General features: G+C 54.7%; 16 protein-coding genes. 12 read left to right on the top strand and 4 right to left on the bottom strand.

Annotated elements, in window-relative coordinates; all coding sequences use genetic code 11:
* Positions 1-137: 137 nt before the first annotated feature.
* Together mrcB and hrpB are read right to left on the bottom strand one after the other, a co-directional pair.
* Positions 138-2,660 carry a bifunctional glycosyl transferase/transpeptidase gene (mrcB, locus tag ACLJNW_RS18925; protein ID WP_000918127.1) on the bottom strand — a complete coding sequence of 841 codons (2,523 nt, stop codon included), beginning with the start codon at positions 2,658-2,660 and terminating at the stop codon, positions 138-140.
* A 140-nt stretch (positions 2,661-2,800) separates the two neighbouring features.
* Positions 2,801-5,230 (bottom strand): ATP-dependent helicase HrpB, encoded by a 2,430-nt coding sequence (gene hrpB, locus ACLJNW_RS18920; protein ID WP_001750267.1) that lies wholly within the window; start codon positions 5,228-5,230, stop codon positions 2,801-2,803.
* Between the two features lie 72 nt (positions 5,231-5,302).
* Here hrpB and thpR point away from each other — a divergent pair, with 72 nt between their 5' ends.
* The 9 genes from thpR (at position 5,303) to panD (ending at position 12,553) form a co-directional block, all read left to right on the top strand.
* Entirely contained in the window at positions 5,303-5,833 is a 531-nt protein-coding gene (gene thpR / locus ACLJNW_RS18915) for an RNA 2',3'-cyclic phosphodiesterase (protein ID WP_001294185.1), read from the top strand.
* Positions 5,834-5,849: 16 nt separating this feature from the next.
* Positions 5,850-6,554 carry a DNA/RNA nuclease SfsA gene (sfsA, locus tag ACLJNW_RS18910; RefSeq protein WP_000899412.1) on the top strand — a complete coding sequence of 235 codons (705 nt, stop codon included), beginning with the start codon at positions 5,850-5,852 and terminating at the stop codon, positions 6,552-6,554.
* Between the two features lie 176 nt (positions 6,555-6,730).
* On the top strand, positions 6,731-7,186 hold the full coding sequence (gene dksA, locus ACLJNW_RS18905) for an RNA polymerase-binding protein DksA (protein WP_001155232.1): 456 nt from the start codon (positions 6,731-6,733) through the stop codon (positions 7,184-7,186).
* Positions 7,187-7,254: 68 nt separating this feature from the next.
* Complete coding sequence (gene gluQRS / locus ACLJNW_RS18900; protein WP_001667835.1) at positions 7,255-8,151, top strand: tRNA glutamyl-Q(34) synthetase GluQRS; 897 nt, start codon at positions 7,255-7,257, stop codon at positions 8,149-8,151.
* Positions 8,152-8,312: 161 nt separating this feature from the next.
* Complete coding sequence (gene pcnB, locus ACLJNW_RS18895) at positions 8,313-9,710, top strand: polynucleotide adenylyltransferase PcnB (protein ID WP_125540466.1); 1,398 nt, start codon at positions 8,313-8,315, stop codon at positions 9,708-9,710.
* Entirely contained in the window at positions 9,707-10,186 is a 480-nt protein-coding gene (gene folK, locus ACLJNW_RS18890) for a 2-amino-4-hydroxy-6-hydroxymethyldihydropteridine diphosphokinase (RefSeq protein WP_000150773.1), read from the top strand. The genes pcnB and folK overlap by 4 nt, the downstream gene beginning before the upstream one ends.
* Positions 10,187-10,306: 120 nt before the next feature.
* Positions 10,307-11,098: a 3-methyl-2-oxobutanoate hydroxymethyltransferase gene (gene panB / locus ACLJNW_RS18885; protein ID WP_000805493.1), complete on the top strand. Its 792-nt coding sequence runs from the start codon at positions 10,307-10,309 to the stop codon at positions 11,096-11,098.
* A 125-nt stretch (positions 11,099-11,223) separates the two neighbouring features.
* On the top strand, positions 11,224-12,078 hold the full coding sequence (gene panC, locus ACLJNW_RS18880) for a pantoate--beta-alanine ligase (protein ID WP_000905348.1): 855 nt from the start codon (positions 11,224-11,226) through the stop codon (positions 12,076-12,078).
* Between the two features lie 94 nt (positions 12,079-12,172).
* Positions 12,173-12,553, top strand: coding sequence for an aspartate 1-decarboxylase (gene panD / locus ACLJNW_RS18875; RefSeq protein WP_000621526.1), 381 nt, complete (start codon positions 12,173-12,175; stop codon positions 12,551-12,553).
* Positions 12,554-12,559: 6 nt separating this feature from the next.
* Here the strand turns inward: panD and ACLJNW_RS18870 are convergent, their stop codons facing one another.
* Together ACLJNW_RS18870 and ACLJNW_RS18865 are read right to left on the bottom strand one after the other, a co-directional pair.
* Positions 12,560-13,789, bottom strand: coding sequence for a polysaccharide deacetylase family protein (locus ACLJNW_RS18870; RefSeq protein WP_000245308.1), 1,230 nt, complete (start codon positions 13,787-13,789; stop codon positions 12,560-12,562).
* A 61-nt stretch (positions 13,790-13,850) separates the two neighbouring features.
* Positions 13,851-14,291 carry a PTS sugar transporter subunit IIA gene (locus ACLJNW_RS18865; RefSeq protein ID WP_000901960.1) on the bottom strand — a complete coding sequence of 147 codons (441 nt, stop codon included), beginning with the start codon at positions 14,289-14,291 and terminating at the stop codon, positions 13,851-13,853.
* A gap of 369 nt (positions 14,292-14,660) precedes the next feature.
* Between ACLJNW_RS18865 and stiA the strand changes: the two genes are divergently transcribed.
* The 3 genes from stiA to ACLJNW_RS18850 are packed head-to-tail and all read left to right on the top strand — an operon-like array spanning position 14,661 to position 18,504.
* Positions 14,661-15,200, top strand: a complete 540-nt coding sequence (gene stiA / locus ACLJNW_RS18860; protein WP_024154495.1) for a Sti fimbria major subunit StiA — start codon at positions 14,661-14,663, stop codon at positions 15,198-15,200.
* A gap of 47 nt (positions 15,201-15,247) precedes the next feature.
* On the top strand, positions 15,248-15,931 hold the full coding sequence (gene stiB, locus ACLJNW_RS18855) for a fimbrial biogenesis chaperone StiB (protein WP_001086403.1): 684 nt from the start codon (positions 15,248-15,250) through the stop codon (positions 15,929-15,931).
* 26 nt (positions 15,932-15,957) lie between these two features.
* Positions 15,958-18,504: a fimbrial outer membrane usher protein gene (locus ACLJNW_RS18850; protein ID WP_023204292.1), complete on the top strand. Its 2,547-nt coding sequence runs from the start codon at positions 15,958-15,960 to the stop codon at positions 18,502-18,504.
* The last annotated feature ends 7 nt before the right edge of the window (positions 18,505-18,511 follow it).

Below are 18,511 nucleotides of genomic sequence, written 5' to 3'. Positions count from 1 at the left end.
AAATTAGACTGAAATGTTATTTATGGAGGATTTGCCGGATGGCGACGTAAGCGTCTTATTCGGCCTACGTCGCACATAATGGGGTCGTAACGGTGTAGACCGGGTAAGCACAGCGCCACCCGGTACTATTACCGTGATTAATTGCCGCCGAACATCTCCTTAATCCAGCCGGCAACGCCGTCGCTCTTCTCTTCTTTCGGCGGCTGTTGCTGCGCAGGCTGCTGCGGCTGAGACGACTGATCGAACGGATTGCCTGACGGCTGCTGTTGCTGCTGCATCATCTCGCCCTGCTGGCACAGCGTATTTGGATCGTCCGTCCAGACCGGCAGAGTGCGCATACCGCCGCTACAGACAAAATTACCGTCGTAATCAACGCCCATATCCACCACATCTTCCGGCGGCGTCAGAACTAAAGGCGTCGGCGTCTGGTTCGCCAGATAGCGCTGGTAAATCGCCATCGCGCCGCTGGCGCCGTACAATTTCGTCGGCTGGTTGTTATCACGGCCTACCCAGGTGATAGTCACCTGGCTGCCGTCGATACCGGCAAACCAGGTATCGACATTGTTGTTTGTCGTCCCGGTTTTACCGGCCAGATGCAGACCCGGATATTTCGCGCCAAGCTGACGCCCCGTACCACGCTGGACGACCTGCTGCATTGTCCAGAGCGTCAGGTAAGCCGCCTGTGCCGGTACAGCGCGTTCAGCTTGCGGATAACTTTGGTACAACACCTTACCATCTTCCGCAATAACCGAACGCAGCGCTGATAACGGCGCGCGATTTCCGCCGCTGGCGATAGTCTGGAACGCCTGCGCCACTTCGATCGGCGTCAGGTTCAGCGCCCCTAACAGCATCGCCGGAACCGGATTGAGCTGATCTTTCGGCACGCCGAGCTTCGTCCAGGTATCGGTTACCGCCGGTAAACCTAACGCCATCCCCAGATTGACCGTCGGTACGTTCATTGAGCGAGTTAACGCATCCACCAGCATCACTTTCCCGCTTTCGCTGTAGCGACGATCGTCGTTCTGCGGCGACCAGACCTGACCATTCGGCTGGCGCAGAGAAATCGGCGCATCGGCAATCCAGGTGTTCAGACGGTATAAGTTCGGCTGACTTAACGCGGTCAGATAGGTCGCCGGTTTCGCCAGCGACCCGATGGAACGGCGCGCCTGCATGGCACGGTTATAGCCGGCATACTGCGGCTCCGCCCCGCCAACCATCGCGCGCACCTCGCCGCTAAAGCGATCCACCACCACCATCGCAGTTTCCAGATCGCTCAATTTACGCTGCTTCTTCAACGCCGGAATACCTTCGACAACGGCTTTTTCTGCGGCATCCTGCGCCACGGAGTCAAAGGTGGTGAAGATCTTCACGCCGGAGAGATCTTTAATTTTATCCCCCAGCTTCGCCTGCAGTTCCTGACGAACCATCTGCATAAACGCTGGCTGCGGTGAAATAACGCCGCCGCGCGGCTGTACGCCAAGCGGACGCGCGCTCAGCATGTCATAGAGTTCCTGATCGATGATTTTCTGCTGCTGTAACAGGCGTAACACCAGGTTACGACGCTCCAGCGCCAGTTTCGGGTTACGCCACGGGTTATAAATCGACGCCCCTTTTACCATCCCCACCAGTAACGCCTGCTGATCGAGGCTCAGTTCCTCTACCGGACGGCCAAAGTAATACAGGCTCGCCAGCGGAAAACCGCGAATTTCATTGTCCCCGCTTTGACCGAGGTAGACCTCGTTCATGTACAGCTCAAGAATACGATCTTTACTGTAACGGGCATCCATGATCAGCGCCATGTAGGCTTCATTCGCTTTACGCCAGTATGATCTTTCGCTGGAGAGGAACAGGTTCTTCACCAGCTGCTGGGTCAGCGTACTGGCCCCCTGCACCGTGCGTCCCGCCGTCAGGTTGGCCAGCACCGCACGCCCGATAGAGTAAAGACTAATGCCATCATGCTCATAGAAATGACGGTCTTCCGTCGCCAACAGCGTATCGACCAGCAGATCCGGGAAACCGCTGCGCGGGACGAATAAACGCTGCTCGCCATTTGGCGAAGAAAGCATGGTGATAAGCCGCGGATCGAGACGGAAGAAGCCAAACTGGCGGTTGTTATCCAGATTGACGATGGTTTCCAGACGCCCGTCACTGAACGTCAGCCGCGCGCGCACCTGCCCTTCTTTGCTGTCCGGGAAGTCAAACGGACGACGGATCATCTCAATGCTATTGGCCTGCACGGTAAATTCGCCGGGACGGGTCATCTTCGTCACCAGACGATACTGCGTCGCTTCCAGCAATTTTACCATCTCGTTTTTGCTGACAGGCATGTCTGGCTCAAGGTTCACCATCCGGCCATATACCGCCGCCGGAAGCTGCCAGACCTTGCCATCGATACGGCTGCGGATTTTTTGATCCAGATAGACGCCGTAAATGGCGAACAGCACCACAAAAACGATAAACAGTTTTAGCAATAGCCACAGCCAGCCGCGCTTGCCACGAGGCTTACGCCCTTTGCCCTTACCTTTACGCGGCATCGGTTCTTCATCCTCATAGTCATCATCATAATCGTCGTCATGCTGCCGACGACGGCTCACCTTTTGTTTCACAGGACGTGACGGTTTCCCCTTACGTCCAATCGGCTCGCGGTCATTCCCCGCCATGCTTTTTCTCCGCAACATACAGGCGCAAAGGCCCGATTCTCTATTCTTCCGCCAGACGACAGAAGAAGAAATCTCTCAATTTACCCTTTTGCCGGATGGCGATTAACGCCTTATCTGGCCTGGAGGCAACGTATAACACGTCACGAATACTTCTTCGTGCGCCGCGTTGGGGCCGTATTCGCCGGATCGTCCGGCCAGACATGTTTGGGGTAACGGCCCTTCATCTCTTTTTGCACTTCGCGATACGCCCCCTGCCAGAAAGCGCTTAAATCGCGCGTAATCTGTAGCGGTCGCTGCGCTGGCGAAAGCAGTTCCAGCACCAGCGGCACGCGGCCCTGAGCGATGGTTGGGGTCTTCGCTTCGCCAAACATTTCCTGCATTCTGACCGCCAGCGCGGGCGGGTTATCTTCATGATAACGAATCGTTATTCGGCTTCCCGTCGGCACAGTGTAATGCCCAGGCAGTTCACTATCCAGACGTTGCAGCATGGCATAGTCAAGCAGTCCCCGTAACGCCTGATTAACGTTCAGGGATTTTAGCCCTCGTAACGACTGTACGCCTGTCATGTGCGGCAGCAACCAATTTTCCAGAGTCGCCAGCAGCGACGCCTCATCCACGGCAGGCCAGTCATATTCCGGCAGCCATTTCGCCGCACAGTGCAGACGCAGACGGAACTGCTCCGCTTCCGGCGTCCAGTTAAGGACGGACAGACCTTTATCGCGGATGCCGTTCAGCATCGCCTGATGAAGCTCCTCTTCAGACGGCTTCGCCAGTGGCTGAACGCTAACCGTCAACTGTCCAATACGCATTCTGCGCCATGCTTTCAACGTTCCCTGCGCCTCGTCCCATTCAACCGTGTCGGACTGGCGCAGTAAATCAGGACACGCCTGAATCAGCGAGGCGATATCCAGCGGCTGCGCCAACAATATTCGGGCGTCCGGCGAGGCGCTACCTTGCAGTAACAGCGGCGCGATCAGCCATTCATGACGTCCCAACGCGTCATCCGCATCTAACATCGCGCCCATACCATTGGCTAACTGATAGCGCCCTTCCTGACCACGACGCCGCGCGATGCGGTCGCTAAACGCTCTGGCCAACAGCGGCATAATAAGCGCGCTATCCGGCTCGCCATTACGCACCTGCAGCCGTTTTAAAAGCTGCTGGCTACGCTGCTGCCAGCCCGGCTGTCGCCGCGAAAATACTACGCTTAAATCCGTACCGCCGCCGCGCGGCGGGTCCTCAAGGATGGCCGCGAGCATGGCGGCAGTGGCGGCGCTATCGCCCTCGCCGGCGTTGACTAACATCGCCGCCAGGCGCGGATCGTTACCTGTTGCCGCCATTTTCCGGCCCCGCGCGCTTAACCGCTCGCCCTCCAGCGCGCCTAACATCAATAATAAACGGCGGGCGGCCTGAAGATTCACCTCCGGCGGCCTGTCCAGCCAGAAAAGCGATGCCGGATCGTGACATCCCCACTGCAACACCTCCATCAATAAACCGGAAAGGTCGCTGTGTAAGATTTCCGGATCGCTTTGCGCCGCCGCCCGCTCCGCCTGTTCTTTGGCCAGCAGATGTAAACAGATACCCGGCGCCAGTCGTCCGGCGCGCCCCGCGCGCTGCGTCATTGATGCCTGACTGATACGCTGCGTAACCAGCCGCGTCAGTCCCGTTCGCGCGTCAAATCGCGCCACGCGCTCCTGAGCGCTATCGACGACCAGACGAATCCCTTCAATCGTCAAACTGGTTTCGGCAATGTTAGTCGCCAACACCACTTTACGCATCCCGGCGGGTGCCGGAACAATCGCTTTGCGTTGCGCTTCCAGAGACAATGCGCCATACAGCGGACAAAGCAGGACATCGCTGCCTACCCGCGACGCCAGATGTTCATGAACGCGCTGTATTTCGCCTACGCCGGGTAAAAATAGCAGCAGCGAACCGTTTTCATTGCGCAACAGTTCCGCTGTCGCCATCGCGACGGCTTCATCAAAACGCAAATGCGTCGCGAGCGGCTGATAACGTCGCTCCACGGGAAACGCGCGCCCCTCCGAGACGATCATCGGCGCATCAGGCAGTCGCTGACAAAGCCTGTCGTTATCCAGCGTCGCAGACATGATTAACAGCCTGAGATCGTCACGGAGCCCTTGCTGGATATCCAGCAACAGCGCTAACGCTAAATCCGCCTGTAAACTGCGCTCATGAAATTCATCCAGTATCACCAGCCCCACGCCGCGTAATTCGGGATCGCGCTGAATCATTCTGGTCAATACGCCTTCTGTCACTACTTCCAGCCGGGTACGCGGCCCCACGCAGCTTTGCGCGCGCATCCGGTAACCTACCGTTTCGCCAGGCTTTTCATTCAACGCTTCCGCCAGACGCTGCGCGACATTACGCGCCGCCAGACGACGCGGTTCAAGCAGGAGGATTTTTCCAGCAACCGGACCTTGTTGCAGGAGTTGCAACGGCAGCCAGGTGGATTTCCCCGCCCCGGTAGGCGCGGACAACAAAACCTGCGGCGCGGTTTTTAGGGCTGTCAACAATTCAGGCAATACGGCGGCAACGGGCAATGACGTCACAAACGGCTCCACGGGGTTAACTTTCTTTGCGCCGCATTGTAGCATCGTGTTAATCCATAACCGAGTATCCCTATGTCTGAGCCAAAACGGCTGTTTTTTGCGATTGACTTACCCGACGACGCGCGCACGCAAATTATCGCCTGGCGCGCCGCTCATTTTGCGTCTGAAGACGGACGCCCCGTCGCAGCGGCGAACCTGCACCTGACGCTGGCCTTTTTAGGCGACGTCAGTAACGATAAGCAGCGCGCGCTTGCGCAACTGGCCGGACGAATTCGCCAGCCGGGCTTTACGCTACATCTGGATGACGCCGGTCAGTGGCTGCGTTCACGCGTGGTGTGGCTGGGGATGCGCCATCCGCCGCGCGGGTTGTTGCAGTTGGCTAATATGCTGCGCGCGCAGGCCGCCCGCAGCGGTTGTTACCAAAGCCCGCAGCCTTTTCACCCGCATATTACGCTGCTGCGCGACGCCAGCCATACGGTGGCTATCCCGCCGCCGGGCTTTTGCTGGTCATTTCCGGTTACGTCATTTGCGCTTTACGCCTCTTCGTATGGGCAAGGCCGTACCCGCTATGCCGAGCTGCAGCGCTGGACGCTGGGCGAATAATAATGAAGGAATGTCGATGCTATTCTCCCCCCCTTTACAACGCGCTACGTTGATTCAGCGCTATAAACGTTTTTTAGCCGATGTGATCACCCCTGACGGTACAACGCTTACGCTGCACTGTCCTAATACCGGCGCGATGACCGGCTGCGCCACGCCTGGCGATACCGTCTGGTATTCGACATCAGAAAATACTAAACGCAAATATCCGCATACCTGGGAATTGACTGAAACGCAATCCGGCGCATTCATTTGCGTGAATACGCTGCGGGCGAACCAGCTAACGAAAGAAGCGATTCAGGAGAATCGCCTGCCAGCGCTGGCGGGGTACAATATTCTGAAAAGTGAAGTCAAATATGGCGCCGAGCGCAGCCGTATAGATTTTATGTTACAGGCAGATTTCCGCCCGGACTGCTATATTGAAGTGAAATCGGTCACGTTAGCGGAAAAAGAAAACGGTTATTTTCCCGACGCCATCACCGAACGAGGGCAAAAACATCTTCGGGAGTTGATGGGCGTTGCGGCGGCAGGTCATCGCGCAGTGGTGGTGTTCGCGGTGCTGCACTCCGCCATTACACGTTTTTCACCCGCACGTCATATCGATATAAAATACGCGCAGCTATTGAGCGAGGCTCAGAATAAAGGCGTGGAAGTTTTAGCTTATAAAGCAGAACTTTCAGCCCAAAAAATGGAACTGAACGAACCAGTACCCATAACGTTGTAGTGGAATAACAGCCTGATTATTAAGTATTCTGGCCGCGTGCGTAAATACGCTTTTCCTCACAGGGTTGTCAAGTGTTACGTTTAGATAATTGCTATCCGGAAAAGCATCTGCTATTTATAGCGACCTGATTTTCCCCCGAACATGGGGATCGATAGTGCGTGTTAAGGAGAAGCAACATGCAAGAAGGGCAAAACCGTAAAACATCGTCCCTGAGTATTCTCGCCATCGCTGGGGTGGAGCCGTACCAGGAGAAACCGGGCGAAGAGTATATGAACGAAGCCCAGCTATCGCACTTCAAGCGTATTCTTGAAGCATGGCGTAATCAACTCCGGGATGAAGTCGATCGCACTGTGACGCACATGCAGGACGAAGCCGCCAACTTCCCCGATCCGGTCGATCGCGCCGCGCAGGAAGAGGAGTTTAGCCTGGAGTTACGTAATCGTGACCGTGAGCGCAAACTGATCAAAAAGATCGAGAAGACGCTGAAGAAAGTGGAAGATGAAGACTTCGGTTATTGCGAGTCCTGCGGGGTGGAGATTGGTATCCGCCGCCTGGAAGCGCGTCCAACAGCCGATCTGTGCATCGACTGCAAAACGCTGGCTGAAATTCGCGAAAAACAGATGGCGGGTTAATCCCGTTCGTTTCTACCCTATTTATGACAGGCGGGAGTTTTCCCGCCTTATTCTTTATTGCCCGCAGCATGACTGACTCACACTATATTGGCCGTTTCGCGCCATCGCCATCCGGCGAACTGCATTTCGGCTCGTTAATCGCCGCCCTCGGCAGCTATCTACAAGCCCGTGCGCAACGCGGAATTTGGCGCGTTCGCATAGAGGATATCGACCCCCCACGTGAAGTTCCCGGTGCCGCAGCGACCATTCTGCGCCAGCTGGAACATTACGGCCTGCACTGGGATGGCGAGGTCTTATGGCAATCACAGCGTCATGAGGCTTATCGCGAGGCGCTGGCCTGGCTTCACGAGCAGGGACTGAGCTACTACTGCACTTGCCCCCGCTCGCGCATTCAACGTCTGGGCGGTATTTACGACGGCCATTGCCGGACGTTATGCCACGGGCCGGAGAATGCCGCCGTCAGAATTAAACAGCAGCATCCAGTGATGCATTTCCATGATGCCTTGCGCGGCGATATCCAGGCTGACCCACAGCTGGCGAGCGAAGATTTTATTATCCACCGCCGCGACGGACTGTTTGCTTATAATCTGGCCGTGGTGGTCGACGATCATTTTCAGGGGGTGACGGAGATCGTCCGCGGCGCAGATTTAATCGAACCCACTGTCCGACAACTTTCTCTGTATAAACAGTTTGGCTGGCGTGCGCCAGGTTACGTGCACCTTCCGCTGGCGCTCAACGAACAAGGCGCTAAACTTTCCAAGCAAAATCATGCCCCTGCGCTTGCGACAGGCGATCCGCGCCCGGTACTGGTCCAGGCATTGCGCTTTTTAGGCCAACGCGACGTCGTAGCGTGGCAGGAGATGTCTGTTGAGGAGTTGCTGCGCTTTGCGGTGACGCACTGGAGGCTTACAGCCGTACCCACATCGGCTAATGTAAATCCGGCATTCTCAAATGCGTCTCGCTGAGCTATGATTAGCCGCTATTTTTGCTCATCGTCTTTCGCATTGCTGCGGCGTTAATGATGCTTACAGCCCAGGTCGCGTTGCTCTCTTACGCCCGTCTGCCGTAATGCGAAAGACATAGAGTAAGTTGATCTTATTAATGTATGACACTACCGAGGTGCGCTATTTTTACCCGAGTCGCTAATTTTTGCCGTAAGGTGTTAAGCCGCGAGGAGAGCGAGGCAGAACAAGCCGTCGCCCGTCCACATATGACGATTATCCCGCGTGAACAGCACGCTATCTCCCGCAAAGATATCAGTGAAAATGCCCTCAAGGTACTGTACAGGCTGAACAAAGCGGGCTATGAAGCCTACCTGGTCGGCGGCGGCGTCCGCGATCTCTTGCTCGGCAAAAAGCCGAAGGATTTCGACGTGACCACCAACGCAACACCGGATCAGGTACGGAAATTATTCCGCAATTGCCGTCTGGTGGGGCGTCGTTTCCGCCTGGCTCACGTGATGTTTGGCCCGGAAATTATCGAAGTGGCAACGTTTCGTGGTCATCATGAAGGCAGTGAAAGCGACCGTACGACCTCCCAGCGTGGGCAAAACGGTATGCTGCTGCGCGACAACATCTTCGGCTCTATCGAAGAAGATGCCCAGCGCCGCGATTTCACCATCAATAGCCTTTACTACAGCGTAGCGGATTTTACCGTGCGCGATTACGTCGGCGGAATGCAGGATCTGCAAGAAGGCGTGATTCGCCTGATCGGCAATCCGGAAACGCGCTACCGCGAAGATCCGGTTCGAATGCTGCGCGCCGTGCGTTTCGCTGCGAAGCTCAATATGCGTATCAGCCCTGAAACGGCTGAGCCAATCCCGCGTCTGGCAACCTTGCTAAACGACATTCCTCCCGCGCGCCTGTTCGAAGAGTCGCTGAAGCTGTTGCAGGCGGGGAACGGTTACGAAACCTATCAACAACTGCGGGAATACCACCTCTTCCAGCCGTTGTTTCCTACCATTACGCGTTATTTCACCGAAAACGGCGACAGCGCAATGGAACGCATCATTGCACAGGTGTTGAAGAATACGGATAACCGCATCCGTAACGAGATGCGCGTTAACCCGGCATTTTTGTTTGCCGCCATGTTCTGGTATCCGCTGCTGGAGATGGCGCAAAAAATCGCTCAGGAGAGCGGCCTTGCCTATTACGATGCTTTCGCGCTGGCCATGAATGACGTGCTGGATGAGGCCTGCCGTTCACTGGCGATCCCGAAACGCCTTACCACGCTGACCCGTGATATTTGGCAGCTTCAGTTACGCATGTCCCGTCGTCAGGGCAAACGCGCCTGGAAGCTGATGGAACATCCCAAATTCCGCGCCGCGTTTGATTTGCTGGAGCTGCGCGCTCAGGTGGAAAATAATACTGAACTGCAACGTCTGGCGCAGTGGTGGGCCGAGTTTCAGGCTTCCGCGCCGCCGGAACAAAAAGGGATGCTCAACGAGCTGGACGACGATCCTGCTCCACGCCGCCGTCGTTCACGTCCGCGCAAACGCGCGCCGCGCCGCGAGGGCACCGTATGACGATCGCGTATATCGCGCTTGGCAGTAATCTGGCCTCTCCGCTGGAGCAGGTCAATGCCGCCCTGAAGGCTATCGCCGACATTCCCGATAGCCGTATCGTCGCGGTTTCTTCGTTTTACCGCACGCCGCCGCTTGGCCCACAGGATCAGCCCGATTACCTGAACGCTGCGGTGGCGCTGGATACCGCTCTCGCCCCCGAAGAATTGCTTAACCATACCCAGCGCATTGAGCTGCAACAGGGCCGGGTGCGCAAGGCCGAACGCTGGGGGCCGCGCACGCTGGATCTCGACATTATGCTGTTTGGCGATGAAGTCATTAACACCGACCGTCTGACCGTGCCGCACTACGACATGAAAAACCGCGGTTTTATGCTGTGGCCGTTATTCGAAATCGCTCCTGATCTGATCTTTCCGGATGGTATCAGCCTGCATCAGCATCTCACCCATCTTGGTGCTGCAAAACCCGCCCACTGGTAAAACATCGCCTCCCCTTTAGCGTTTACTGCTTTAGCGCCAAACGATTGCTTAAATCAATTGCCCCCCTGAATATGACTGTTAGAATGCCGGGAAATATAACTTTTACCATCAGGAAACGTTATGAAACCCACCACTATTTCACTGCTGCAGAAATGCAAGCAAGAGAAAAAACGCTTCGCGACAATTACCGCCTACGACTACAGCTTCGCTAAGTTATTTGCCGACGAAGGTATCAATGTGATGCTGGTTGGCGACTCACTGGGCATGACAATTCAGGGGCACGACTCCACCCTGCCTGTCACCGTGGAAGATATCGCCTACCACACCCGCGCGGTACGCCGCGGCGCGCCGAACTGCCTGCTGCTCTCCGACCTGCCGTTTATGGCTTACGCCACCCCGGAACAGGCGTTTGAAAACGCGGCTATCGTGATGCGTGCGGGGGCCAATATGGTCAAAATTGAAGGCGGCGCCTGGCTGGTTGATACGGTGAAAATGCTCACCGAACGCGCCGTGCCGGTTTGTGGTCATCTGGGGCTAACGCCACAGTCGGTGAATATCTTCGGCGGCTATAAAATTCAGGGCCGCGGCGACGCCGGGCAGGTACTGCTGGATGATGCGCTGGCTTTAGAAGCCGCTGGCGCTCAACTGCTGGTGCTGGAATGCGTGCCGGTTGAGTTGGCGAAGCGCGTCACGGAAGCGCTGTCGATTCCGGTGATCGGCATCGGCGCGGGCAACGTCACCGACGGTCAGATCCTGGTGATGCACGATGCGTTTGGCATCACCGGCGGTCATATTCCAAAATTCGCGAAAAATTTCCTTGCCGAAGCGGGCGACATGCGCGCCGCCGTACAGCAGTATATGGCTGAAGTGGAGTCCGGCGTTTATCCGGGCGAAGAACACAGCTTTCACTAATTTTTCTGACCGTGCCGGATGGCGACGCGACGCGTCTTATCCGGCCTACAGATCCTCAACGGATGTAGGCCTGATAAGCGCAGCGCCATCGGGCAGGATCATCAAGCAACTCAAGGAGTTTTGTTGTGCTAATCATTGAAACCCTGCCGCTGCTGCGCCAGCATATTCGTCGTCTGCGTCAGGAAGGTAAACGCGTCGCACTGGTTCCCACCATGGGCAACCTGCACGACGGCCATATGAAGCTGGTCGATGAGGCAAAAGCCCGGGCTGATGTGGTGATCGTCAGCATTTTCGTCAATCCGATGCAGTTTGATCGGCCGGACGATCTGGTGCGTTATCCGCGCACGCTGCAGGAAGATTGTGAAAAGCTGAACAAACGCAAAGTCGATTATGTCTTTGCGCCAGCCGTTGAGGAAATCTACCCACAGGGGCTGGAAGGCCAGACGTACGTTGATGTTCCCGGCCTCTCTACCATGCTGGAAGGCGCCAGCCGTCCAGGTCATTTCCGCGGCGTCTCGACTATCGTCAGCAAGCTGTTCAACCTGATCCAGCCGGATATCGCCTGCTTTGGCGAGAAGGATTTCCAGCAACTGGCGCTGATCCGCAAAATGGTGGCGGATATGAGTTATGACATTGAGATCGTCGGCGTGCCGATTATTCGCGCTAAAGACGGTCTGGCGCTCAGCTCACGTAACGCTTATCTGACCGCAGAGCAGCGCAAAATTGCGCCGGGTCTATACAACGTGATGAATAGCATCGCTGAAAAACTGATTGCGGGTAATCGTGAGCTGCAAGAGATTATTGCCATTGCCGAACAGGAACTGAATGAAAAAGGCTTCCGTGCCGACGACATTCAAATCCGTGATGCCGACACGCTGCAGGAGCTGACGGAAACCAGCAAACGCGCAGTGATTCTGGCCGCCGCCTGGCTGGGTCAGGCGCGTCTGATCGATAATCAAAGCGTTACATTAGCCCAGTAGACAAGGGTTAAAAATCGGGCAATACTGCCTGAGAATTTCCAAAGCAGGCCACAAGCGCCTGCTTAGCCAAGGTAAACGACAGGGTAAAGAAGTTATGATTCGCACCATGCTGCAAGGCAAGCTCCACCGCGTAAAAGTCACGCAGGCGGACCTGCACTACGAAGGTTCTTGTGCCATTGACCAGGATTTCCTTGATGCCTCCGGTATTCTGGAAAACGAAGCGATTGATATCTGGAACGTGACCAATGGGAAACGTTTCTCAACCTATGCGATTGCGGCTGAACGCGGCTCCAGAATCATCTCGGTGAACGGTGCGGCGGCGCACTGCGCTGAAGTTGGCGACATTGTGATTATCGCCAGCTTCGTCACCATGTCTGATGAAGAAGCGCGTACATGGCGTCCGAAAGTGGCCTATTTTGAAGGCGACAACGAAATGAAGCGCACCGCGAAAGCCATTCCGGTACAGGTTGCCTGATAGTCCTTATCCCTGCGGCTGGTTGCTGATCAGCCGCGACATGGTTTCCAGCGAATCCGTGCGCAGAATATACAGCCTTTTGAGCAACATCGGATTATCCCCCGGCTTCACCTTCCCTCTCACCGTGGTGACCGCCAGATGGAAACCGGCGTCTTTTGCTGCTTTGATCGCGGTCACGTTATAGCCGCCAAAGGGATAAGAAAGATAAAATACGTGCGGAGTAAACTGTGCGAGCGCCCGCCGCGAGCGTTCAAAATCAAACAGAATATTATGGTAGCTGCGGCTATATAAAATCGGGCGACGATGCCCGTCTACCCGGTGTAAAAAATGGGTATGCGACTGAAAATCAAAAACATCGCTTATCTTGCGCAATTCGGACACGCTCATAAATTGCAGCGACCTGGGATTCCATGTTTGCGGATGGCGCTTAATACGCGATGAGATAATAAATGCCGTCGCTTTCATATCGTACTGCTTTAATACCGGATATGCATAGCGACTCACCGATTTAAGGCCATCGTCAAAGGTGATAACCACCGCGCGCGCCGGGAAATTGGCGCGGTTATGGATGTAATCCTCCAGTTGGTACATCGTCAACGTGGCATAGCCGCGATCGCGAAGCCAGGTCATTTGGTTGCTGAATGCCCGAACCGAAGTCGTGGTGGACGTATGGCGAAAACGGGTATTCTCTTCATCACGTAAGATGTGATGATAGGTCAAAATCGGAATGCCGTTGTCTTCCTGCGCATCCATGGCGCTGACATAAGCCAGCCTGTCGCCAATACGGATCTGATACCAGGTTTGATGTAGCCGGCCTTTCAGCTTGCTAATAATGGGGTAACGCAAATTATCCACCAATACGCCAAACGGGGCGCTACTGATGTCCGGCGCGTTATACACCGGCGTGTCCTTCCAGGTCACCAGATTCTGATTGCTGAGCGGCTTGTTAAGATCGCCCAGCCCATCTTCCACTTTTTGTTTTCCCTGCACGGATTCCAGATGGCCTTTATCGATAAAGCCCACACCGAAGCCGAATTTAAAGGCATAATAATCAGCCGCAACAGGCGTTACGGAAAGAATTTGTCCGGCGCGGATATTCCCTACGGTCACCATTTTGTCGCCAATCTGCGACCAGATGGCGGCATCTTTCGTCGTTTGCATATAACGAGCGGGCAAGGCAGCCAACACATTACCGGCGAAAAAGAACAGCAAGATAAGAACAACGCGCATAACCATATATCATAACCGAGGCGAAAAAACGCCGTCATTGTAGCAAAAGCGTCGTCAATGGTATTGATCAAAACTCATACGAATCATGCAGCAACACAAAAGGCGGATTTTTCTGCTGCTGATGCCAGAGACTGGTGACATCCGGCGCGCCAAGCGCGACAATCTGGTCGCGAAATGCTGAACTGCTCATCGACTCTCGCCAGGTAATCATTTCCTCCATCAATGAATAGCTGACACCGGAAATAACTTCACATTGAGAATGTTTATGGCTCATCAGCGACGCTACACGATAAGGCGCCGCGCCGGAAATGTCGGTTAAAAATATCACGCCTTCACCGGAGTCGGTGGCATGGAGGGCGTCACACATCATGCGGCTGAGCATATTTACGCTTAACCCACGCCAGAAATTGACCGCCCGACACTGCGCCAACGGCCCATACTTCTTTTCAAGACCTTCGAGCATTTCCTGCGCCCGATCGTCATGACAGGAAATGACCCATCCCAGCATAACTTCTCCTCCATTGAGCTCCAATCCTGCATGATGTCAGCATGTTTTTTTGGCCGACAACACACTATGACCACGATCATTTTTTATTCAAAAAAATTTGCATTATTTTTAAAATTGTTAGCAGCCTTCATAGAATCTGGCCCATTAAAGGGTAACCACGGCGATTCAATTAAACAAACACTCACCAAAATAATTGATTAAATATATATTATAAATATTTCATATTTATGTATTCTGAATTTTTCTTCGCGCCGCAAAAATCATCGGACATTATATTTACTCATTCGGCAATAAAAAGAACAATAACTTCCCACACTATAGATATTGTTACTATGTCAATATTTATAATATCTTAAAGGATCAAAGATAATGAAACTCACCTTAAAAACACTCACTGTGGCACTGGCTGCCATCACCCTCTCCCCCGCCGCGCTGGCAGACACCGCCAAAGACGGCACCGTACATATCACCGGCCTCATTAAGCAAAACGCCTGTACGGTAAAAACGGATTCAGTAGAGGTGACATTACAGGAAGAATTTGCCTCTCTTTTCACTGCCGCAGGGCAGACGGCAGGGGATACAGACTTCACCATCGAACTCGAAAACTGCGACGCAAACGTCTACAGCAGTGTACAGGCGCGCTTTGAAGGCACACTCGACGGAACCGATGCGACCATCCTGAAAAATGAGGATGATGCTGAGAATATTGGCGTGCAAATTCTTGATAAAACTAGCATCCCTATGACCTTTAACGATCTTCAGGCATGGTCTGCCCCAGTCAACCTCCCTACAGCAGAGGGGGTGACGGAACTCTCAATGCCTTTCACCGCCCGCTATATCTCCACCGCGGTTCCCGTTAAGTCGGGAACGGTCGATGCAACCGCAACATTCTATCTGCAATATAACTGATCCTGGCGGCCAGCGTCGGCTGGCCCCTTTGTTTATTGAGGTCATCAATGAATTCATTGGCTAAAGCAGGGTTGCTTTGTTGCCTGTTGTGCGGTTCGCTGGCGCATGCCGCAGGGATAAACATCGGCACAACGCGGGTTATTTTTCACGGCGATGCCAAAGATGCGTCCATATCGATAAGCAATAACGACAACGTTCCCTATTTAATTCAGTCCTGGGCGCAATCGATCAGCGAAACAGGGGCGAGCGGCGATGCGCCGTTTATGGTCACCCCGCCGCTTTTTCGCCTTAATGGCGGGCAAAAGAACGTACTACGAATTATCCGTACCGGCGGCAATTTGCCGGAAGATCGCGAGTCGCTGTACTGGCTGGATATTAAATCGATTCCCAGCAGCAATCCGGACAATAAACACAACACACTCATGCTGGCCGTTAAAGCGGAATTTAAGCTGATTTACCGGCCAAAAGCGTTAACCCAAAAACCAGAAGAGGTTGCCGATCGGTTAACGTGGTCGCGTCAGGGTCGCACGCTCACCGTGAAGAACCCCACGCCCTATTATATGAACTTCGCCACCCTTTCCGTTGGCAGTCAAAAAGTGAAAGCCCCGCGCTATGTGGCGCCTTTCGGCAACGCGCAGTACACGCTGCCTGCCGCCGCCAGCGGCCCGATTGTCTGGTCTATCATCAACGATTTTGGCGGTACTGGCCCCGAACATAAACAAACGCCTTGAGAAGAGTGACAGGGATGAGAGTGCCGATGCGCAAAAGGCAACACCGGGTATTTTATTTATCGCGCTGCGCTGTGTGTATCGCGCTGGGCAGCACGTTCGCACACGTTGCATGGGCGCGCGACTATTTCAATCCGGCATTTATTGAAAACCATGGGCAGGCGAGTCGCACAAGCGTCGATCTGTCGACATTTGATAACGACAAAAGCCAGCTGCCTGGCACCTATTACGTCACTATCAATATCAATAAAACAGAAATCGGCGCACGAAACGTTGATTTTCAACTCGCGACGCTCAGTGACGGTCAACAGGCATTACAGGGCTGTTTACGGCTCCAGGAACTAAAAGATAACGGCGTCAAAACCGACCTTTTTCCAACGCTGGAGAGTGAAAAAGGCTGCGTCGATCTCAGCGTTATCCCCGGCGCCAGCCAGCGGTTTGATTTTCAGCAACAGGCATTATCAGTAAGCATCCCGCAACTCTACATCGCCAACAACGCACGCGGCTACGTACCGCCGGAAAAGTGGCAGGAGGGGATTACCGCGCTGATGCTGAACTACAGCTTCAGCGGCTATAAAGAGTACGGTTCCAGTGAGGATTCCGACGATGCGGAATCGAAGTATCTCGCTCTCCAGCCGGGTTTTAACCTCGGGCCGTGGCGTTTTCGCAACTACAGTAACTGGAGTTCAAATAACGGCGAGAGCGGTAGCTGGAACAGCGTTTATAACTATTTACAGCGCGACATTATCGCGCTGAAAAGCCAGTTCACCGCCGGAGACAGCAATACGCCATCCGACGTGTTCGACAGCGTACCTTTTCGCGGCCTCCAGCTCACCTCTGACGATCAAATGCAGCCCAACAGCCAGCGTGGTTACGCCCCGACGATTCGCGGCATTGCCCGCTCAAACGCGCAGGTTATCGTGCGGCAAAACGGCTATATCGCCTATCAGACCGCCGTTTCGCCGGGCGAATTTGAAATCAACGATATGTTTCCCACCGGCAGCAACGGCGACTATGACGTAACGGTAAAAGAAGCCGACGGCAGCGAACAGCATTTTATCGTGCCCTACTCTTCGCTGCCGATTCTGCAGCGCACCGGACGGGCAAAATACAGCGTGACCGTGGGTAAATATCGCGATTATAACAACCACACGCTGGACGACTTCGGCCAGGCGACCCTGCTGTACGGCCTGCCGTGGGGCATCACCCTGTACGGCGGCAGCCAGATTGCCGGCGATAAATACCAGTCCGTCGCCTTCGGCGTCGGGCAAAATATGCAGATGCTGGGGGCCATTTCCCTGGACGGCATCTGGTCGCACGCCAAATTTGACGATGGCCGCAAAGAAATCGGGCAATCCTGGCGCGTCCGCTACAGCAAGGGCGTCGTCAGTACGGGCACCACGTTTTCGCTGGCCGGCTATCGTTACGCCAGCGAAAACTACAATTCGCTGAGCGAGGTGATCAACCCGGACGACGATTTTTATGATAACTACGGCAAGCGCCATAATCGTTTCGAAGCTTCGGTCAACCAGCAAATTAGCAATACGCTCGGTTCCTTAACGCTAAGTTGGGTCAAAGAAGATTACTGGCACAGCGCGCAGCAGATGGAATCCCTGAGCGCCAGCTACAACAATAGCTGGGGTCCGGTGAGCTATACGCTGAGCTACAGCTATAACAAAAACACCTACCAGTACCGTTCGGGCAATGACGATGATGACAACGACGACGATCGTTATAACCAGAACGATCGGCTGTTCACGCTGTCGCTGCACGTTCCGTTTACGGTGTTCGATTCCAGGCTATACGCCAGCTATATGCTGAACACGCGTAAGCACGATGCCACGGTGAACAGCACCACCCTTAGCGGCACCGCGCTGCGTGACAGAAACCTGAACTGGTCGTTACAGCAAAGCCACAGCACACAAGACGGTGATTCCGGCGGGGTAAACGCCAGCTATAAAGGCACTTATGCCAACCTCAACGCCGGTTACAATCAGTCGCCAGATAGCCAACAGGTCAGCTACGGCATCAGCGGCGGCATTCTGGCGCACGAAAACGGTATTACCCTGAGCCAGCCGATTACCGGCGCGGCGATTTTAATTAAAGCGCCCGGCGCCAGCGGCGTTTCGGTTGAAAACCAGACCGGCGTCGCCACCGACTTCCGGGGTTATACGGTGATCCCCAACGTCACGCCGTATTATCGCTACGATATCTCGCTCGACAGCAGCACGTTTGCTGACAACGTGGATATTCCGCTCAACAACCAGACCGTCTACCCGACGCGTAATGCGGTGGTGCGCGCGGCGTATGACACGCATAAGGGCTATCGCGTGTTGTTAACGCTGACGCGCAGCAATGGCGAGCCCGTACCCTTTGGCGCGACGGCAAGCGTCGATGGGCAGGATGCGAACCTGGCCAGTATCGTCGGCGATAAAGGCCAGGTCTTCCTCAGCGGCCTGCCGGAAGAGGGCCTGCTGCTGGTGAACTGGGGAAGCGCCTCTTGCCGCGCGGATTACCGCCTGGATATCAGCAAAAATATGAACGGCATAGTGATGGCGAACGCCGTCTGCCAGTGAGGAACAC

Source organism: Salmonella sp. SAL4457 (assembly GCF_046548235.1).
In the GTDB taxonomy this organism is placed as follows: domain Bacteria; phylum Pseudomonadota; class Gammaproteobacteria; order Enterobacterales; family Enterobacteriaceae; genus Salmonella; species Salmonella enterica.
The sequence above is the reverse complement of the archived record's forward strand: the minus strand, read 5'-3'. Positions and strand labels throughout refer to the sequence as shown.

Bases quoted from the DNA above. Each gene is read 5' to 3' on its own strand.
- mrcB (WP_000918127.1), bottom strand. From the start codon at position 2,660: ATGGCGGGGAATGACCGCGAGCCGATTGGACGTAAGGGGAAACCGTCA.
- thpR (WP_001294185.1), top strand. From the start codon at position 5,303: ATGTCTGAGCCAAAACGGCTGTTTTTTGCGATTGACTTACCCGACGAC.
- sfsA (WP_000899412.1), top strand. From the start codon at position 5,850: ATGCTATTCTCCCCCCCTTTACAACGCGCTACGTTGATTCAGCGCTAT.
- dksA (WP_001155232.1), top strand. From the start codon at position 6,731: ATGCAAGAAGGGCAAAACCGTAAAACATCGTCCCTGAGTATTCTCGCC.
- gluQRS (WP_001667835.1), top strand. From the start codon at position 7,255: ATGACTGACTCACACTATATTGGCCGTTTCGCGCCATCGCCATCCGGC.
- folK (WP_000150773.1), top strand. From the start codon at position 9,707: ATGACGATCGCGTATATCGCGCTTGGCAGTAATCTGGCCTCTCCGCTG.
- panB (WP_000805493.1), top strand. From the start codon at position 10,307: ATGAAACCCACCACTATTTCACTGCTGCAGAAATGCAAGCAAGAGAAA.
- panD (WP_000621526.1), top strand. From the start codon at position 12,173: ATGATTCGCACCATGCTGCAAGGCAAGCTCCACCGCGTAAAAGTCACG.
- ACLJNW_RS18870 (WP_000245308.1), bottom strand. From the start codon at position 13,789: ATGGTTATGCGCGTTGTTCTTATCTTGCTGTTCTTTTTCGCCGGTAAT.
- ACLJNW_RS18865 (WP_000901960.1), bottom strand. From the start codon at position 14,291: ATGCTGGGATGGGTCATTTCCTGTCATGACGATCGGGCGCAGGAAATG.
- stiA (WP_024154495.1), top strand. From the start codon at position 14,661: ATGAAACTCACCTTAAAAACACTCACTGTGGCACTGGCTGCCATCACC.
- stiB (WP_001086403.1), top strand. From the start codon at position 15,248: ATGAATTCATTGGCTAAAGCAGGGTTGCTTTGTTGCCTGTTGTGCGGT.
- ACLJNW_RS18850 (WP_023204292.1), top strand. From the start codon at position 15,958: ATGCGCAAAAGGCAACACCGGGTATTTTATTTATCGCGCTGCGCTGTG.